This is a genomic window from Streptomyces sp. NPDC029466 (assembly GCF_055574515.1).
Genome location: NZ_JBVHZH010000020.1, coordinates 77,344 through 95,181 on the forward strand (window position 1 = coordinate 77,344; position 17,838 = coordinate 95,181).

The 17,838-nt window shown below is 71.7% G+C and carries 14 protein-coding genes and 1 pseudogene; 6 read left to right on the plus strand and 9 right to left on the minus strand.

All coding sequences use genetic code 11. The annotated features are described in order from the left end of the window. Positions 1-23 precede the first annotated feature (23 nt). From gap to ACZ4XD_RS17350, 7 genes are all read right to left on the minus strand, one after another. A complete protein-coding gene (gap, locus tag ACZ4XD_RS17320) occupies positions 24-1,028 on the minus strand; it encodes a type I glyceraldehyde-3-phosphate dehydrogenase (RefSeq protein WP_468042899.1) in 1,005 nt (334 codons plus the stop codon). 308 nt (positions 1,029-1,336) lie between these two features. Next, positions 1,337-2,326 carry a DNA-binding protein WhiA gene (whiA, locus tag ACZ4XD_RS17325; protein WP_018091880.1) on the minus strand — a complete coding sequence of 330 codons (990 nt, stop codon included), beginning with the start codon at positions 2,324-2,326 and terminating at the stop codon, positions 1,337-1,339. Beyond that, on the minus strand, positions 2,317-3,378 hold the full coding sequence (locus tag ACZ4XD_RS17330; protein ID WP_468042901.1) for a gluconeogenesis factor YvcK family protein: 1,062 nt from the start codon (positions 3,376-3,378) through the stop codon (positions 2,317-2,319). Before ACZ4XD_RS17330 ends, whiA begins: the two co-directional genes overlap by 10 nt. Further along, a complete protein-coding gene (rapZ, locus tag ACZ4XD_RS17335; protein WP_468042903.1) occupies positions 3,375-4,319 on the minus strand; it encodes an RNase adapter RapZ in 945 nt (314 codons plus the stop codon). Before rapZ ends, ACZ4XD_RS17330 begins: the two co-directional genes overlap by 4 nt. Next, on the minus strand, positions 4,316-6,406 hold the full coding sequence (uvrC, locus tag ACZ4XD_RS17340) for an excinuclease ABC subunit UvrC (protein WP_468042905.1): 2,091 nt from the start codon (positions 6,404-6,406) through the stop codon (positions 4,316-4,318). Before uvrC ends, rapZ begins: the two co-directional genes overlap by 4 nt. Before the next feature lie 388 nt (positions 6,407-6,794). Beyond that, on the minus strand, positions 6,795-7,682 hold the full coding sequence (locus tag ACZ4XD_RS17345; protein WP_468042907.1) for a hypothetical protein: 888 nt from the start codon (positions 7,680-7,682) through the stop codon (positions 6,795-6,797). A 4-nt stretch (positions 7,683-7,686) separates the two neighbouring features. Further along, positions 7,687-8,337: a papain-like cysteine protease family protein gene (locus ACZ4XD_RS17350; protein ID WP_468042909.1), complete on the minus strand. Its 651-nt coding sequence runs from the start codon at positions 8,335-8,337 to the stop codon at positions 7,687-7,689. A 243-nt stretch (positions 8,338-8,580) separates the two neighbouring features. On the opposite strand from ACZ4XD_RS17350, the gene ACZ4XD_RS17355 reads away from it, so the two are divergent. Beyond that, positions 8,581-9,519, plus strand: coding sequence for a hypothetical protein (locus tag ACZ4XD_RS17355; protein ID WP_468042911.1), 939 nt, complete (start codon positions 8,581-8,583; stop codon positions 9,517-9,519). 27 nt (positions 9,520-9,546) lie between these two features. Here the strand turns inward: ACZ4XD_RS17355 and ACZ4XD_RS17360 are convergent, their stop codons facing one another. Next, entirely contained in the window at positions 9,547-9,960 is a 414-nt protein-coding gene (locus tag ACZ4XD_RS17360) for a Rieske (2Fe-2S) protein (RefSeq protein WP_468042913.1), read from the minus strand. Positions 9,961-10,181: 221 nt separating this feature from the next. Here ACZ4XD_RS17360 and ACZ4XD_RS17365 point away from each other — a divergent pair, with 221 nt between their 5' ends. Both ACZ4XD_RS17365 and ACZ4XD_RS17370 read left to right on the plus strand, forming a co-directional pair. Next, positions 10,182-11,240: a LacI family DNA-binding transcriptional regulator gene (locus tag ACZ4XD_RS17365; protein ID WP_468042915.1), complete on the plus strand. Its 1,059-nt coding sequence runs from the start codon at positions 10,182-10,184 to the stop codon at positions 11,238-11,240. Next, complete coding sequence (locus ACZ4XD_RS17370; protein WP_468042917.1) at positions 11,237-12,244, plus strand: carbohydrate kinase family protein; 1,008 nt, start codon at positions 11,237-11,239, stop codon at positions 12,242-12,244. The genes ACZ4XD_RS17365 and ACZ4XD_RS17370 overlap by 4 nt, the downstream gene beginning before the upstream one ends. 135 nt (positions 12,245-12,379) lie before the next feature. Here ACZ4XD_RS17370 and uvrA read toward each other — a convergent pair whose 3' ends face one another. Next, positions 12,380-15,331 (minus strand): excinuclease ABC subunit UvrA, encoded by a 2,952-nt coding sequence (gene uvrA, locus ACZ4XD_RS17375; RefSeq protein WP_468042919.1) that lies wholly within the window; start codon positions 15,329-15,331, stop codon positions 12,380-12,382. Between the two features lie 606 nt (positions 15,332-15,937). Here uvrA and ACZ4XD_RS17380 point away from each other — a divergent pair. From ACZ4XD_RS17380 to ACZ4XD_RS17390, 3 genes and pseudogenes are all read left to right on the plus strand, one after another. Continuing rightward, positions 15,938-16,279 (plus strand): annotated as a pseudogene (locus tag ACZ4XD_RS17380) (aromatic-ring hydroxylase C-terminal domain-containing protein); the annotation flags it as partial. Between the two features lie 127 nt (positions 16,280-16,406). Next, complete coding sequence (locus ACZ4XD_RS17385) at positions 16,407-17,150, plus strand: maleylpyruvate isomerase family mycothiol-dependent enzyme (protein WP_468042921.1); 744 nt, start codon at positions 16,407-16,409, stop codon at positions 17,148-17,150. A 9-nt stretch (positions 17,151-17,159) separates the two neighbouring features. Beyond that, the gene (locus ACZ4XD_RS17390; RefSeq protein WP_468042923.1) at positions 17,160-17,816 is read left to right on the plus strand and encodes an MBL fold metallo-hydrolase; all 657 of its coding nucleotides are present in this window, start codon (positions 17,160-17,162) and stop codon (positions 17,814-17,816) included. Positions 17,817-17,838: the final 22 nt, after the last annotated feature.

Below are 17,838 nucleotides of genomic sequence, written 5' to 3' on the forward strand. Positions count from 1 at the left end.
GTGCCTCGGGCGTCAGCCGGCGATCAGAGCTGGCCGCCGACGAAGGTGGTCAGGTCCACCAGGCGGTTGGAGTAACCCCACTCGTTGTCGTACCAGCCGACGACCTTGACCTGCTTGCCCTGGGACATGGTCAGCGAGGAGTCGAAGGTACACGAGGCCGGGAAGTTCACGATGTCCGAGGAGACGATGGGGTCCTCGGTGTACTCCACGATGCCCTTGAGCTGGCCCTCGGCGGCCTTCTGGAAGGCGGCGTTGATCTCGTCCTTGCTGACCTCGCGGTCGAGCTCCAGGACCAGGTCGGTGACCGAGCCGGTGGGGACCGGGACGCGCATGGCGATGCCGTCCAGCTTGCCCTTGAGCTGCGGGAGGACCAGGGCGGTGGCCTTGGCGGCACCGGTCGAGGTCGGGATGATGTTCTCCGCGGCGGCCCGGGCGCGGCGCAGGTCGCTGTGCGGGAAGTCCAGGATGCGCTGGTCGTTGGTGTACGCGTGGACCGTCGTCATCAGGCCCTTGACGATGCCGAAGTTCTCGTCGAGAACCTTCGCCATCGGCGCCACACAGTTGGTGGTGCAGGAGGCGTTGGAGATGACGTGGTGCTTGGCCGCGTCGTACTTGTCGTTGTTGACGCCCATCACGATCGTGATGTCCTCGTCCTTGGCGGGCGCGGAGATCAGGACCTTCTTGGCGCCGGCCTGGATGTGCTTCTCGGCGTCGGCCTTCTTGGTGAAGATGCCGGTCGACTCGATGACGATGTCGGCGCCGAGCTCCGCCCAGGGGAGGTTCGCCGGGTCGCGCTCGGCCATCGTCTTGAAGGTCTGGTTGCCGACCGTGATGGTGTCGTCGGTGTGGCTGACGTCCTGCTTGAGGCGACCCAGAATGGTGTCGTACTTCAGCAGGTGAACCAGGGTGGCGTTGTCGGTCAGGTCGTTGACACCGACGATCTCGATGTCCGCACCCTGCTCCAGGAGCGCGCGGAAGTAGTTGCGACCAATGCGGCCGAATCCGTTGATGCCTACGCGGATCGTCACGAACCGATCTCCTCGTTAGGTACGCCGATGGGTTACCGGCGAGCTGTATGGGCTGTCCCCGACCGCCTCCGACCCTACCCCCAATAAGAGACGTACGTGACATTGACAAACGGGCCTTCGTACCCTCAAACGAGCAGCTACAGAAGGGCTCCTGGCCCCTCAAACGAGCGAGCCCAGAAGCGCTGCCGACCCCTCAAACGAGCGGTTTGAACGGCCCTCGTGCGCGCCTGCCAGCGCCTCCCCCGACGGCACCGTTTCGGAGGTGACGCCGGGGGCGCGGGGATGCCCTAGGTGCGAGGCACCGGTCGTCAGCCGACCATGCCCTCGGCGAGTTCCTCGGTGAGGTTGGACTCGGTGCCGGGGATGCCCAGGTCCTGGGCCCGCTTGTCGGCCATCGCCAGCAGCCGGCGGATCCGGCCGGCGACCGCGTCCTTGGTCAGCGGCGGGTCGGCGAGGGCGCCCAGCTCCTCCAGCGAGGCCTGCTTGTGCTCCATCCGCAGCCGGCCGGCCGCCGCGAGGTGCTCGGGGACCTCCTCGCCGAGGATCTCCAGGGCCCGCTGGACCCGGGCGCCCGCGGCGACCGCGGCGCGCGCCGAGCGGCGGAGGTTGGCGTCGTCGAAGTTGGCGAGGCGGTTGGCGGTGGCACGGACCTCGCGGCGCATCCGCCGCTCCTCCCACGCGAGCACCGACTCATGGGCGCCGAGCCGGGTCAGCAGAGCACCGATCGCGTCACCGTCCCGGACCACCACGCGGTCCACCCCGCGCACCTCACGGGCCTTGGCGCCGATGCCGAGCCGGCGGGCGGCACCGACCAGGGCGAGCGCCGCCTCGGGCCCGGGGCAGGTGACCTCCAGCGACGAGGAGCGGCCCGGCTCGGTCAGCGAGCCGTGGGCCAGGAAGGCGCCGCGCCAGGCCGCCTCGGCGTCGCAGGTCGCGCCGGAGACCACCTGCGGGGGCAGCCCGCGGATGGGGCGGCCGCGCCCGTCCACCAGGCCGGTCTGGCGCGCCAGCTGGTCTCCGCCGGCCACCACCCGTACGACATAGCGGCTGCCGCGCCGCAGGCCGCCGGGGGCCATCACCACCAGGTCGGAGCTGTGCCCGAAGATCTCCAGGATGTCCTTGCGCAGCCGGCGGGCGGCGATGCCCGTGTCCAGCTCCGCCTCGATCACGATGCGTCCGCTGACCAGGTGCAGACCGCCCGCGAACCGCAGGATCGACGAGACCTCCGACTTCCGGCAGCAGGTCCGGGTGACGGGGAGCCGGGAGATTTCATCCTTCACCGCTGCCGTCATCGCCATGGGCCGATCCTTCCATGCATCCGAAAAATACGGTCGTACGCGGCTGCCAGCAGCTCCGGGTCGTGCCGGTCAGGGGCTCCCCCGGCGCTCGACCGGGCGTCGTCTCCTTGTGCGGCGACCGCCGCCAGCTCGACCTCGCTGCCGACCAGCTGCTTCGCGGCAACCGTCAGACCTTCGATGTCGGGCACGGCGGCCTTGTCGGCCAGCACCACGTCGAAGGCGAGTTTAGGGGCGTGTCGGGCCAAAACCTCCAAATGACGCTGCGGGGAGAAGCCATCGGTTTCGCCCGGTTGGGGCGCAAGGTTGAGCGAAAGGACCTTTCGGGCCTTGGTCTCCTCCAGCGCCTCCCGCAGCTCCGGCACCAGCAGATGCGGGATCACGGAGGAGAACCAGGAGCCGGGGCCGAGCACCACCCAGTCGGCGTCCCGCACCGCGGCGACCGCCTCGGGGACGGCCGGCGGGTCCTCGGGGACCACATGGACGGACTGCACCTCGCCGCGGGTGAGCGCGACGGTGGCCTGACCGCGGACCGTCGTGACCGCGTCCGGACGGCCCTCTTCATGGCCCCTGACCTGTGCCTGGAGTTCCAGCGGCACCGCCGACATGGGGAGCACCCGGCCGTGCGCGCCGAGCAGCTTGCCGACCAGGTCGAGCGCCTGGACATGGTCGCCGAGCTGCTCCCACAGGGCGACGATCAGCAGATTGCCGACGGCGTGGTCGTGCAGCTCGCCCTCGCTCTGGAAGCGGTGCTGGATCACCCGGGACCAGGTCTGGCCCCAGTCGTCGTCACCGCACAGCGCGGCCAGCGCCTTGCGCAGATCGCCGGGCGGCAGCACACCGAGCTCGTCGCGGAGCCGGCCGCTGGAGCCGCCGTCGTCGGCGACCGTGACGACGGCGGTCAGATCTCCGGTGATCCGGCGCAGCGCGGTCAGCGAGGCGGACAGGCCCATGCCGCCGCCCAGGGCCACCACCTTGGGCGTGGCGCCCTTCGTCATACGGCCGCTGGGGACGAACCGCCGGACCCGGCGCAGCCGTGGTGTACGCCCGCTCACTCGCGCCCCATGTCCCGGTGGACGACGACGGTTTCCACTCCTTCGGACACCAGGCGGTGGGCGAGCTTCTCGGACATCGCGACGCTGCGGTGCTTGCCGCCCGTGCAGCCCACGGCGATGGTCACATAGCGCTTGCCCTCCCGGCGGTAGCCCTCGGCGACGATCCGCAGCAGCTCGGCATAGCCGTCCAGGAACTCCTTGGAGCCGGGCTGGCTGAAGACGTAGCCGGAGACCTCGTCGTTGAGACCGGTGAAGGGGCGCAGCTCGGGGACCCAGTGCGGGTTGGGGATGAAGCGGCAGTCGATGACCATGTCGGCGTCGACCGGCAGGCCGTACTTGAAGCCGAAGGACATGACCGTGGCGCGCAGCTCGGGGACCTCCTCGCCGGCGAACTGGGCGTCCATCTTGGCGCGCAGTTCATGGACGTTGAGGCTGGAGGTGTCGATGACCAGGTCGGCGTCGCCGCGCAGCTCGCGCAGCAGATCGCGTTCGGCGGCGATGCCGTCGACGATCCGGCCGTCGCCCTGGAGGGGGTGCGGGCGGCGCACGGACTCGAAGCGGCGCACCAGGGCCTCGTCGGAGGACTCCAGGAAGACGATGCGGCGCTTGACGTTCTGCGCGTCGAGGGTGGCCAGCGATTCCTTGAGGTTGGCGAAGAAGCGGCGGCCGCGGACGTCGACGACGACCGCGATCCGGGCGACATTGCCCTGCGAGCGGGCTCCCAGCTCGACCATCGGGGCGATCAGCTCGGGCGGGATGTTGTCGACGACGAACCAGCCGAGGTCCTCCAGGCACTTCGCGGCCGTGCTGCGGCCGGCGCCGGACATCCCGGAGATGATCACCAACTCGGGGATCGCGGCGCTCTCGCCCTGGTCGGTCGTGCCCGTACTCACCTGTGCACCGTCTCTCTCGGTTTCCTGCGGTTCCTGCGGTGTACTCATCGGTCCTGCCCCCGTTCTGCTGACAACGCGGCCGGTGGGGCCCCGTCATCCTCAATGATCTCTCCTGTGGCGGTGTTCACCGCGGGGGCGGACGGCGCCGCCCCGGCCAGCGCCGCGGCGACCGTCTCCGCCGTCTTGCGGCCGACGCCCGGAACCTCGCAGATCTCGTCGATCGTCGCGGCCCGCAGCTTCTTCAGCGAGCCGAAGTGCTTGAGCAGCGCCTGGCGGCGGGTGTCGCCCAGTCCGGCGACGGTGTCCAGCGGCGAGGACTTCAGCCGCTTGGTGCGCTTGCTGCGCTGGTAGGCGATGGCGAAGCGGTGTGCCTCGTCCCGGACGCGCTGGAGGAGGTAGAGGCCCTCGCTGCTGCGCGGCAGCACCACCGGGTCGTCGTCCTCGGGCAGCCAGACCTCTTCGAGGCGCTTGGCCAGGCCGCAGACCGCGACATCGTCGATGCCGAGCTCGTCCAGGGCCCGGCGGGCGGCCGCGACCTGCGGGGCACCGCCGTCGACGACCACGAGCTGGGGCGGGTAGGCGAAGCGCTTGGGGCGGCCGTCCTCGTCGGTCGGGCGGCCGGCCATGGGGTCCGGCTCGGGATCGTCCGGTCCGGCGGCGACGGTCGAGGCGGTGGCGCCGTTGTCGTCGACGCGGGCGTCGTCGGCCGGCTCCTCCGTCCACTCGCCGGCCTTCTGCTTCTCCTGGAGATAGCGCTTGAAGCGGCGGCCGATGACCTCGTGCATGGACCGGACATCGTCCTGGCCCTGGAAGGTCTTGATCTGGAAGCGGCGGTATTCGCTCTTCCGGGCGAGACCGTCCTCGAACACCACCATCGAGGCGACGACGTCATCGCCCTGGAGGTGGGAGATGTCGAAGCACTCGATACGCAGCGGCACCGAATCCAGGCCGAGGGCCTCGGCGATCTCCTCCAGGGCGCGGGAGCGGGTGGTCAGGTCGGAGGCGCGCTTGGTCTTGTGCAGCGCCAGGGCCTGCTGGGCGTTGCGGGCGACCGTGGCCATCAGGTCCTTCTTGTCGCCGCGCTGCGGGATGCGCAGTGAGACCTGGGAGCCGCGGCGCCCGGTCAGCCACTGGGCGATCGGGTCGACGGGCTCGGGCAGCGCCGGGACCAGGACCTCCTTGGGGACGGCGTCGCCCCGCTCCTCGCCGTACAGCTGCTGGAGGGCGTGCTCGACCAGATCGCCGGTGGTGACGGCCTCGACCTTGTCGGTGACCCAGCCGCGCTGGCCGCGCACCCGCCCGCCGCGGACGTGGAAGATCTGGACGGCGGCTTCCAGCTCGTCCTCGGCGACGGCGATCAGATCGGCGTCGGTGGCGTCGGCGAGCACCACGGCGCTCTTCTCCATCGCCCGCTTGAGCGCCCCTATGTCGTCACGCAGCCGGGCGGCGCGCTCGTACTCCATCTCCTCCGCCGCTTCCTGCATCCCACGCTCCAGACGGCGGATGTAGGCACCGGTGCGGCCGGCCATGAAGTCGCAGAATTCCTCGGCCAGTTCATGGTGTTCCTCGGCGGAGATCCGGCCGACACAGGGGGCCGCGCACTTGCCGATGTAGCCGAGCAGGCAGGGGCGGCCGATCTGGGCGGAACGCTTGAAGACACCGGCGGAGCAGGTCCGTACGGGGAAGACGCGGAGCATCAGGTCGACGGTCTCGCGGATGGCCCAGGCGTGCCCGTACGGACCGAAGTAGCGCACGCCCTTCTTCTTGGCGCCGCGCATGACCTGGACGCGCGGGAACTCCTCGTTGAGGGTCACCGCCAGATACGGATAGCTCTTGTCGTCGCGGTACTTGACGTTGAAGCGGGGGTCGAACTCCTTGATCCAGGTGTATTCGAGCTGGAGCGCCTCGACCTCGGTGGTGACAACGGTCCACTCCACGGAGGCGGCGGTGGTGACCATCGTGCGGGTACGCGGATGGAGGCCGGCCAGGTCCTGGAAGTAGTTGGCCAGCCGCTGGCGCAGGCTCTTCGCCTTGCCGACGTAGATGACCCGGCCGTGCTCGTCGCGGAACTTATAGACCCCCGGCGAGTCGGGGATCTGTCCCGGCTTGGGTCGATAGCTGCTGGGGTCTGCCATGCCCACCACCCTACTGACCGCCACCGACAATCAGGGCCGGGACCGGCTGCGTTCCTGGCCGGGTGGGGTGGGGGTGTGGTCGGTGCCCGGCCGCCCTGGGCATCGGCGGCGTGGGCCGGGCGCGGGGCGCTCGTGGGGGCGGGTGCGGAGCGGCTGCGTGGCGGGATCGGGGAGCGCGTTCGCGTGGCGGCTCCCCCCCACCCCCGAACCCACCCCCGCCCCCTCCCCCCGAAGGGGGAGGAGGGGGAGGGGGCGGGGGAAGCGTCTGCCCTCCGTACGGACGGCATGCGGCAGGCCGACGCGCCCCGTCAGCCGCTGCGGCGGGACGCGCCCGTCAGGCACCGCGTCGGGGACGCGACCGTCAGCCACCGCGGCGAGACGCCCCCGTTCAGCCGCTGCGGCGCCGGCGCAGGGCCGCCGCGGCGGACAGCCCCAGGGCCAGCAGGGCGGCGGCGCCCGCCACCGTCGTGGCCGCGGTCACCGGCAGGCTGTCGTCCGTGAACGCGCCCGCCGTGACGGGCTGCTGGGCCGGCGCAGCCTGGGCCTGAGGCCCCTCGGCGCCGGCCGCGGCCTGTGGCCCGTAGCCGCCGGCCTCACCGCGCCGGTCGTACGCGGAGCCCGGCAGCTTGTCCCCGTAGGCCTTCGCCACCCGCTTGCGGTAGGCGTCGACGGTGGTGCCGTGTGCCCCGACGGCCTTGCGGGCGTCGGCGTCCAGCGGCTCGATCCGGTCGCCGCGCTGCACGTACCAGGCGTCGATCTGCGGCTCGTGGAAAACCGTGCCGCCCTTGGCCCGCGCTGCCCCGGCCGCGGTGTAGCGGGTCTCGTCGTCGCCGTCGGCGATGTTGACGACCTTCCAGGCGGCGCCCTGCCGCACGGTCCATACGGAGGCCGTGCGGCCGTCGGGGGCGACGGCCTTGCTGGCGAGGAACTCCAGGCGGGCGACGGGGGCCGCGGTCCTGCCGCGTACGAAGTCCGGTGACAGGAGGTAGACGGGGACGGTGCCGCCCTCGATGCGCGGGGCGCCCGGTGCCGCGGGGGCCATGGCCGGTGCGCCGCCGCGCTTGCGGTCGGCGGCGAAGAAACGGGCGAGGGTGTCCAGCGTGGCGGGCGCGGCGGCCGCTTCGTGGGCGGCGGCGACGCTCGCGCGGGCCGGAGCCTGGGGCGTGGGGACGGGGGCGGCCACAGCGGCCTGCGGGGCGATGCCGAGGAGGGAGGTCGCGAACGCTCCTGTGGCGACGGCGCGGAGGGTGGTGCGGACGGCGGTGCGCTTCGTCATGGCCTCAGGCTCCTATCCGGTAGAGGGAGTGCGTCCAGGAGAAGGAGCTTCCGTTCACGTAGTAGTCGAAATCGCCCCAGTTGTAGCGGGAGTTGGTCGCCCAGGGATCACCCCAGTAAATCCAGTTTCGATCTGTGTCATAGCCATAGACCACGTGCATATGGCCGCCACCGGAGGACCACTGGATGCGGGTCTCGACCGGCCGGTTGGCGTCGATCTCGCTCTGTACGGTGCCGGGGCGGAGCCAACCGGTCACATAGGAGCCGGAGTTGATGCCCATCCAGTTGAGGGCGGTCTGCACATTGCCGAGGGTGGCCTGGTCGTTGGGGCAGGTGCTGCCCTGCTGGCGGTTGAAGGCGGCGTTGCAGAACTGGTTCTGGCTGTAGTTCCTGCCGAACCAGGTCGCGATGGTGTTGCCGGAGGCGGCCCAGCACCAGTTGGTGTTCTCCTGGGCCTGCATGGCGATGTCGAGGCGGTTGGCGGCGAAGCGCGGCGCGGTGGCCGCCTCCGCGGAGGCGGGGGCGTGTGCCGGGGGCGTGAGGGGCGCGGCCGAGGCGGCGGTCGCGCCCGTGAGCAGGGACAGTGCGGCGGTCGTGAGCGCTGCGGCCGACAGCCATCTGCGGCGGGAACGGCGTGCGTGGGGTGCACGTGTCATGGCGTTCCTCCCGAACATGGGGGGTGAGGGGGTGAGAGGAGCGCATCCGGATGCTGCTGAGGAGCATCAGGTGTTGTCGCAGGCAGGTCAACACGCTTCAATGCGGAAGGACATGGGGGTGTGGACGGACGGGCCCGGGATGTGAACGGCCGGTGCCCGGCGTACTGCGGTGAACGGACAGGCAGAGTGTGCGGCGCGCGATCCGGTTGTGAACGTTCACCCGCGCGCTGGAGGAGCGAGGCAATGGCACAGAACACTCCGCAGTCGGCCGAGCTGGAGCAGCTGCTCCGGACCGGTCCGTTCCATCTCGCGCTCCGCTCGGCACTCACCGTGCGCGGCCTCGCCCTCACCCGCGTCCAGCACAAGCTCGCCCAGCGCGGCATCACCATCGGCGTGACCAGTCTGAGCTACTGGCAGCAGGGCGCCCGGCGGCCGCAGCGCCCCGAGTCGCTGCGGGCGGTGCGCGCCCTGGAGGAGGTGCTGGACCTGCCCGCGCACTCGCTGCACCGGCTCCTGGTGCCGGAAGGCACCGCCCGCCCGGAGGCCGAGCGGCCACTCGCCCGCTCGTACCGCTCCCTGGTGGCGCCCGCCGCCGCGCTACAGCAGCTCTTCGCCGAGCTGGAGACGCCCGTGGACGGCGGGCTGCACACCGTGGGCCATCACGAGCGGGTCGCCATCGGCCCCGGGCGGGAGCTCCTCGCCCGCGAATCGCTCCAGGTGGTCCGGGCCCACCGGGACGACGTGGACCGCTATGTCGCCATCCATCGGGGCGAGTCGGGCTGTGAGACGTCCGGGGTACGGGTGCGGGCCGCGGAGAACTGCCGGCTGGGCCGGGTCCGCGGGCACGCCGAGACCGGGGTGGTGGTCGCCGAGCTGCTCTTCGACGCCCGGCTGCGGGCCGGTGACACCCATGTCTTCGGTTACGTCTTCGAGGACGGCAGCGGCGATCCGAGCACCGAGTATCTGCGCGGCTTCACCTTCGCCGGCGGCCAGTACGTCCTCCAGGTGCGCTTCGACGAGGCGGCGCTGCCGGTGCGCTGCCGCCGCTTCGCCCAGACCTCGGCGGGCGCCCCGCGCAGCGGTCAGCAGGAGCTGACGCTCAGCGGACGGCACCGCGCCGTGCACCTCGTGGAGCAGGGGGTCCGGCCCGGGATACTGGGCATCGCCTGGGACTGGGGGTGAGCCCCGCCGGTCCGACGGGCCGGCGCCTCAGCCCGCGATCAGCTTGCCGTCCTTGGCCTTGACCGGGACCTCGGGCAGCGGCTCGGTTGCCGGGCCCTGGACGACCTTGCCGGTGGTCACGTCGAAGCGGCTGCCGTGGCAGGGGCAGCTGCCTTCCTTCTTCTCGACGTCGGACAGGACGCAGCCGGCGTGCGTGCACTTGGCGCTGAAGCACTTGTAGGTGCCCTTGGCGGGCTGCGACACGACGAGCCGGTCCTCCCGGTAGAGCTTGGCGCCGCCGACCGGCACCTCGGCGGCGGCCCCGAGGTCGACCGGCTCATCGGGCGCCGCCGAGGCGTTCGCGCCCGAGTCCCCCGGCGAGCAGGCCGCCAGCCCGAAGCCGGCGGCCCCGGCGAGCGCGGCCCCCCGCAGCACGGTTCGGCGGTCGGTGGACTGGCTCATGGCTGCTCCAGAGGTCAGGGGGTCAGAGGCGGCGGCTCCCGACGATACCGGCACAGATCGCTCCGCTTCCGCCCGGCCCGGGCACCGGGTCGACCCGATGCGTAAACGCTTACGCAAGCGTTTACGTTTGGGGTCGGCGCTCGTAGTGTGGAAGCTTCGCGGGACAGGTCCGGGAAGTCCGGGGCGCCACCGTGGTGCCGCACACGCGGGAGGAAGAGCGGATGACGACGATGGTGGATGTGGCGCGGCGGGCCGGGGTCTCGGTCGCCACGGTCTCGCATGTGCTGAACGGGACCCGGCCGGTGCGCCCCACCACCCGCGCCGCGGTGCTCGGCGCCATCGACGAGCTCGGCTACACCCACAACACCCTGGCCCGCTCCCTGGTCACCTCCCGCACCCGCTCGATCGGCCTCGCGGTCTCCGCGATCAGCAACCCGTACTTCACCGAGATCCTCCAGGGCGTCGAGGCCGGTGCCCTGGCGGCCGGCTACAGCCTGCTGATCGCCGATCCGCACGACGACCCCCGGCATGAGCGCACGGTCGTCCAGCTGCTGCACGAGCGACGGGTGGACGGTGTGATCGTCGCGCCGTCCGCGGAGCCCGCGGAGATGGTGGAGTATCTGGCCCGGCGCGCGGTGCCGGCGGTCTTCCTGGACCGGCTGGTCGGCGACGCGCACGACCAGGTGTGCGCCGAGAACACCGGCCCGGTGCGTCAACTGGTCGAGCATCTGGCCGACTTGGGGCACACCCGGATCGGCCTGGTGGCCGGACTCCCGGGGCTGAGCACCACGACCGAGCGGGTCGAGGGCTACCGCGAGGGGCTGCGCGCCCGCGGTCTGCCGTTCGTGCCCGCGCTCCTCGCCGGCGGCAACTCCGAGGCGGTGGGCGCCCAGGCCGCCACCCGGCAGCTGCTCGCCGCGGCGGAACCGCCCACCGCGCTGATCACCGCCAACAACGCGATGACCATCGGAGCACTGCGGGCGCTGCGCGAGCTGGGCCGGGAAGTGCCCCGCGACACCGCGCTGGCCTGCTTCGACGACTTCTCGTGGGCGGAGCTGTTCACGCCCCGGCTGACCGCGATCGCCCAGCCCAGCAGGGACATCGGGGCGGCGGCGGTCCGGCTGCTGCTGGAGCGCCTGGCGGAGCCCGACCGGCCCCCGCGCACCCTCCGCCTCCCCTGCACCTTTGTGCACCGTACGTCGTGCGGCTGCGCCGACCCCGCCCCGGCCGTCCGCCCGGCCGCACCCCAGGCCGCCCAGGAAAGGAACCACACCCCGTGATCGTCGTCGCCGGCGAGGCGCTGATCGACCTCGTCCCCAGCCCGCAGACCGCTCTCCCGCCCTCCCCCGACCCGGACTCCCCCACCCCCGGCAGCCCGTTGCCGGCCTTGCTGCCACGGCGCGGTGGCGGCCCGTACAACACCGCGGTCGCGCTGGGGCGGCTGGGCTCGCCCGCCGCGTTCTGTTCGCGGATCTCGACCGACGCGTTCGGCGAGGCGCTGCTGGCCGGGCTGCGCGCCGGGGACGTGGACACCTCGCTGGTGCAGCGCGGCAGTGAGCCGACCACCCTCGCCGTGGCGGACATCAGCCCGGACGGGTCGGCCGGCTACGGCTTCTATGCCGACGGCACCGCCGACCGGCTCTTCGCCCTGCCGCCGGCACTGCCCGCCGCCGTCCGGGCGCTCTCCCTGGGCACCTGCTCACTCGTCCTGGAGCCGGGCGCGAGTGCTTATGAGTCCCTGCTGCGCCGGGAGGCCGGGCGCGGGGTCTTCACGGCGCTCGACCCCAATATCCGGCCCGGTCTGATCCCCGACCCGGACGCCTACCGGGCCCGCTTCCGCTCTTGGCTGCCCGACGTGGCCCTGCTGAAGCTCTCCGAGGAGGACGCGCTGTGGCTGGCGGGGTCCGGCGAGGCGCCGGGCGGTGCCGTGGGCGGGGGCCGGGACGCGGTCCGCGCGGCGGCGAAGGAGTGGCTGGCAGCGGGGCCCGCGGCGATCGTGCTCACCCATGGCGGGCACGGGCTGACCGTGCTGACGCCGGGCGGGGGCGAGCTGACGGTGCCCGGCGAGCGGGTCACCGTCATCGACACCATCGGCGCCGGCGACACGGTCAACGCCGCGCTGCTGCACCGGCTGGACACCCACGACGCCCTCTCCCGCACCGCCGTCACCGCGCTCGGCACCGAGGACTGGCGCGACATCCTGCGCTTCGCCGCCCGCGCGGCCGCCGTCACCTGCTCGCGGGCGGGCGCGGAGCCGCCGTTCGCGGCGGAGGTGGCGGATTGAGCGGATTGAGGAGCGGGGCGTACGGGCCGCCGGGCCTCCCGGCGCACCGCCGGCCCGGCCCGTCACCACGACGGGCCGCCACCGCCCCCGGCGTACGGAGAGCGGTGACGGCCCGGCGGGCACGGCCCGTGGATGTCAGGAGGACCGGCGGGCCCGTGCCGTGGTCTTCTTGGCCGCGGTCTTCACCGCGGCCTTCTTGGCCACCGGCTTCTTGGCGGCGGCCTTCACCGGTGCGGCATCGCTGACGCGGTCGCCGAGGATCTCCCGCAGGAACTTGCCGGTGTGGCTGGCCGGGATGGACGCGATGTCCTCCGGGGTGCCTTCGGCGACGACCAGGCCGCCGCCGTTGCCGCCCTCGGGGCCCATGTCGATGACCCAGTCGGCGGTCTTGATCACATCGAGGTTGTGCTCGATGACGATCACCGTGTTGCCCTTGTCGACCAGGCCGGACAGCACATTGATCAGCTTGCTGATGTCGTCGAAATGCAGACCGGTGGTCGGCTCGTCGAGGACATAGACCGTGCTGCCCGTCGAGCGCTTCTGGAGCTCGCTGGCCAGCTTGACGCGCTGCGCCTCACCGCCGGAGAGCGTCGGCGCGGACTGTCCGAGCCGGACATAACCGAGGCCGACCTCGTTGAGCGTCTTGAGATGGCGGGCGATGGTCGGCACCGCCTCGAAGAAGCTCAGGGCCTCCTCGATGGGCATGTCCAGCACCTCGGCGATGGACTTGCCCTTGTAGTGGACCTCCAGCGTCTCGCGGTTGTAGCGCGCCCCGTGGCAGACCTCGCACGGCACATACACATCCGGCAGGAAGTTCATCTCGATCTTGATGGTGCCGTCGCCGGAGCAGTTCTCGCAGCGGCCGCCCTTGACGTTGAAGGAGAAACGGCCCGGCAGATAGCCGCGGACCTTGGCCTCCATCGTCTCCGCGAAGAGCTTGCGGACGTGATCGAAGACACCGGTGTAGGTGGCCGGGTTGGACCGGGGCGTGCGGCCGATCGGCGACTGGTCGACATGCACGACCTTGTCCACCAGATCGTCCCCGGCGACCCGGGTGTGCCGGCCCGGCACAGACTTGGCGCCGTTCAGCTCGCGCGCCAGGTGGGTGTAGAGGATGTCGTTGACCAGCGTCGACTTGCCGGAGCCGGAGACTCCGGTGACCGCGGAGAACACCCCGAGCGGGAAGGAGACGTCGATGTCGCGGAGGTTGTTCTCCTTCGCACCGTGCACCGTCAGCTGCCGCGCCGGGTCGGCGGGCCGCCGGATGTCCGGTGTCGCGATGGCCTTCTTGCCGCACAGATACTGACCGGTGACCGAGTCCTTGTTGGCCAGCAGCTGCTTCATCGGGCCGCTGTGCACGACCTTGCCGCCGTGCTCACCGGCGCCCGGGCCGATGTCCACGACCCAGTCGGCGACCTTGATGGTGTCCTCGTCGTGCTCCACCACGATCAGGGTGTTGCCCATGTCGCGCAGCCGCACCAGGGTCTCGATCAGCCGGTGGTTGTCGCGCTGGTGCAGACCGATCGAGGGCTCGTCGAGGACATAGAGCACGCCCACCAGGCCGGAGCCGATCTGGGTGGCGAGGCGGATGCGCTGGGCCTCACCGCCGGAGAGGGTGCCGGCCGCGCGGTTCAGCGAGAGATAGTCCAGGCCGACGTCGACCAGGAACTTCAGCCGCTCGTTGACCTCCTTGAGGACCCGCTCGGCGATCTTCTTCTCGCGCGCGGTGAGCTTCATCTCCCGCAGGAAGTCGGCGCAGTCGCTGATCGACATGGCCGCGACATCGGCGATCGACTTCTGCTGGACCGTGACGGCGAGCACGATCGGCTTGAGCCGGGTGCCCTCACAGGTCGGGCAGGGCACCTCGCGCATATAGCCCTCGAAGCGCTCCCGGCTGCTGTCGCTCTCCGCCTCGGAGTGCCGCCGCTTGACGAACGGCACGGCGCCCTCGAAGGGGGTGGTGTAGGCCCGCTCGCGGCCGTACCGATTGCGGTAGCGCACCTCGATCTGGGTCTTGTGGCCCTGGAGCAGGGCCTTCTTGGCGCGGGCCGGCAGCCCGGCCCACGGGATGTCCGTACGGAAACCGAGGGCGTCCGCCAGCGCACCGACCAGGCGGCCGAAGTAGTCCTTGGTGTGCCCGTGCGACCAGGGGTGGATCGCGCCCTCGTCGAGGGAGCGGTCCTCGTCGGGGACGATCAGCTCGGGGTCGACCTCCATGCGCGTACCGATACCCGTGCAGTCCGGGCAGGCGCCGAAGGGCGAGTTGAAGGAGAAGGAGCGCGGCTCCAGCTCCTCGAAGGAGAGGTCGTCGTAGGCGCAGTACAGATGCTCCGAGTACATCCGCTCGCGCTGCGGGTCGTCCGGGTCCAGGTCGACGAAGTCGAGGATGACCATGCCCCCGGAGAGCCCGAGCGCCGTCTCGACGGAGTCGGTCAGCCGCCGCTTGGCGGTCTCCTTGACCGTGAGGCGGTCGACGACCACCTCGATGGTGTGCTTCTCCTGCTTCTTCAGCTTCGGCGGCTCGGCGAGATGGATGGTCTCCCCGTCCACCCGCGCCCGGCTGTAGCCCTTGGTCTGGAGGTCGGAGAAGAGATCGACGAACTCGCCCTTGCGCTCGCGCACCAGCGGGGAGAGCACCTGGAAGCGGCTGCCCTCGGGCAGCTCCAGCACCTTGTCGACGATGGCCTGCGGCGACTGCCGGGCGATCGGCCGTCCGCACTCGGGACAGTGCGGCTTGCCGACCCGGGCGAAGAGCAGGCGGAGGTAGTCGTAGACCTCGGTGATCGTGCCGACCGTCGAGCGCGGGTTGCGCGAGGTGGACTTCTGGTCGATCGACACCGCGGGGGACAGGCCCTCGATGAAGTCCACATCGGGCTTGTCCATCTGCCCGAGGAACTGCCGGGCATAGGAGGAGAGCGACTCGACATAACGCCGCTGCCCCTCGGCGAAGATCGTGTCGAAGGCGAGCGAGGACTTGCCCGACCCGGAGAGCCCCGTGAAGACGATGAGGGAGTCGCGGGGGAGGTCGAGCGAGACGTTCTTGAGGTTGTGCTCGCGAGCGCCACGGACGATGAGACGGTCGGCCACGCCGGTCGGCACCTTTCTTGAGGGGGGCGGGGGCCGCGGCTCTGCGTCCGCCGCTCGGAGTGAGCAGGGGCGGCGGAGCGAGCGGAGCCCCGACCCAGGGTAGGGGGCCCGCCGCGGCACTGTCTTTGGGATGCCACACACGAGCTTATAGCACGCGCATTCGATTTACCGGACTCGCAAGTCCTCTTCACCCGAACGTGTGGCGGCCGCACAATCTTCCCGCCCCGCCGCAAGCCCATACGCTGCGGAAACGCCCCCGTCAAGCGAAGCCGGGCAGCGCCCGCTCCAGCGCATCGAACGTGCGCCGCAGCACCTCCGCGTGCTCAACGGCCACCTCGTCCACCGGGTCACCCGCGAGCTGCCGGGCCGTGCGTCGACGTATGCCACCCGGATCGCCGCGATGATCAGCGCCGCCCCCAGCCGTGCGTCATGACCGTTGACCGCTCCGCGTCACCCCCGCGCCCTCGGCGAGCAGCGCGGCGCGCGCGCCCTCCGTCTCCTCGACCGCCTCCCGCCCCCGCGCCCGCAGAGCCGGGGAGTTGGAGGAGTTCCTGCGCAAGGTGTCCGGGGTGCCGGGCGTCAGGATCCACAAGGTGCTCTCGGCGACAGCGTTACGACCTGCCCGGCGACCATCCGCTGACCGGCCGCGGCGCGCCGGACCTGGAACTCTCCGACGGCACCCGGCTCACCGACCATCTGCACGACGGGCGCGGGCTGTTGCTCGATCTCGCCGGTGACGCGGGGGTCCGCGCATGCGCCGCGGGGTACGGCGACCGGGTGCGGGTGCGCACCGCGGGCTGCCCCGGGCGTCCCGGCCTGACCGGGCTGCCGGTGCGGCCGGACGGCTGCACCGCCTGGGCTGCGGACTCCGGCGCCCAGGACACCCGGGACGAGCCGGCCTCGGCGCTCCGGAGCTGGTTCGGCACGCCGGACGGCGCGGCCGCCTGACCGGCGCGGCGGGTGGCGCGGACCTGCCGGACCAAGCGGCTGATATGCGCCGCCCGCACCGCCCGCGTACGCCCCGACCGGCGCCGGCCGACTCCCGCACCCGCCCCGACGGCGCTAGCGTCGCACCATGACCCTCACCCCGCCTGACTTCCCGCACGATGTGGCAGCCGTCCGCGAGGCCACCGACCGGCTCCTGGTCTCGGTGAGCAAGCTCGACGACGCGGCGATCGGCGAACCGTCGCTGCTCCCCGGCTGGACCCGCGGCCATGTCCTCGCCCATCTGGCGCGCAACGCGGACGCGCTGGGCAACCTCCTCACCTGGGCGCGTACGGATGTGCGGACACCGATGTACGTCAGTGCCGAGGCGCGCGAGCGCGATATCCAGCAGGGTGCGGACCGTCCGCTGGCGGCGCAGCTGGAGGATCTCCGGGAGAGCGCCGCGCGGTTCGACGCGGCGATGGAGGCGCTGCCGGAGGCCCGCCGGGCGTTCGAGGTCGAGATGCGCAACGGCGTGGTCGAGCGGGCCGACCGGCTGCCGCTGCGCCGGCTGGCCGAGCTCGAACTGCACCATGTCGACCTCGGCGTCGGCCACACCGTCGATCAGCTGTCGCCCGCGTTCATCGACCGTGAGCTGGACTTTCTGTCCGCGATCAAATTCGCGGGGCACCCGGACCTGCCCCCGCTGGAGCTGTGCGCCCACGACGGCCGCCGGTGGCGCACCGGCCGCACGCCCACCGGACCGGACGCCGCGGCCGCGCCCCTGGTGGTGACGGGCTCGGCGGCCGACCTGGTCGGCTGGCTCACCGGCCGTGGTGACGGCGCCGAACTGGACAGCCACGGCTGCGTACTGCCTGCTGTACCGCCGCTCTAGAGTGGTGACATGGGTTACAGCGGAGCAGTGAAGGTCGGCGGACCGGCCGACGTGCACGAGCTGACCGACCTGATGATTTCCAAGGTCGCGGTCGGTCCGATGAACAACAACGCCTATGTGCTGCGGTGCCGGGCGACCGATGAGCAGCTGCTGATCGACGCGGCCGCCGATCCGCACACCCTCCTCTCACTGATCGGCGACAGCGGTATCGCCTCCGTGGTCACCACTCACCGGCACGGTGACCACTGGGGCGCGCTGCGCGAGATCGTCGATGCGACGGGCGCGCGGACCTACGCGGGGCGGTACGACGCCGAGGGCATCCCCGTCCCCACGGACGTGCCGGTCGAGGACTGCGACACCCTCACCGTCGGCCGGGTCGAACTGACCGCGCGCCACCTGGTCGGGCACACCCCGGGCAGCATCGCGCTGGTCTACGACGATCCGCACGGCGCCCCGCATCTGTTCACCGGGGACTGCCTGTTCCCCGGCGGTGTCGGCAACACCTTCGGCAGCGCCGAGAACTTCGCCCGCCTCATCGACGACGTGGAACACAAGCTCTTCGGCGAACTGCCCGACGAGACCTGGGTGTACCCGGGCCACGGCAACGACACCACGCTCGGCGCCGAGCGTCCGCAGCTCGCGGAGTGGCGCAAGCGCGGCTGGTAGCACGCCGGACGGCAGCCCGTCC

Bases quoted from the DNA above. Each gene is read 5' to 3' on its own strand.
- ACZ4XD_RS17345 (WP_468042907.1), bottom strand. From the start codon at position 7,682: ATGACGAAGCGCACCGCCGTCCGCACCACCCTCCGCGCCGTCGCCACA.
- ACZ4XD_RS17390 (WP_468042923.1), top strand. From the start codon at position 17,160: ATGGGTTACAGCGGAGCAGTGAAGGTCGGCGGACCGGCCGACGTGCAC.
- rapZ (WP_468042903.1), bottom strand. From the start codon at position 4,319: ATGAGTACACCGCAGGAACCGCAGGAAACCGAGAGAGACGGTGCACAG.
- uvrC (WP_468042905.1), bottom strand. From the start codon at position 6,406: ATGGCAGACCCCAGCAGCTATCGACCCAAGCCGGGACAGATCCCCGAC.
- whiA (WP_018091880.1), bottom strand. From the start codon at position 2,326: ATGGCGATGACGGCAGCGGTGAAGGATGAAATCTCCCGGCTCCCCGTC.
- ACZ4XD_RS17385 (WP_468042921.1), top strand. From the start codon at position 16,407: ATGACCCTCACCCCGCCTGACTTCCCGCACGATGTGGCAGCCGTCCGC.
- ACZ4XD_RS17350 (WP_468042909.1), bottom strand. From the start codon at position 8,337: ATGACACGTGCACCCCACGCACGCCGTTCCCGCCGCAGATGGCTGTCG.
- ACZ4XD_RS17355 (WP_468042911.1), top strand. From the start codon at position 8,581: ATGGCACAGAACACTCCGCAGTCGGCCGAGCTGGAGCAGCTGCTCCGG.
- ACZ4XD_RS17360 (WP_468042913.1), bottom strand. From the start codon at position 9,960: ATGAGCCAGTCCACCGACCGCCGAACCGTGCTGCGGGGGGCCGCGCTC.
- ACZ4XD_RS17365 (WP_468042915.1), top strand. From the start codon at position 10,182: ATGACGACGATGGTGGATGTGGCGCGGCGGGCCGGGGTCTCGGTCGCC.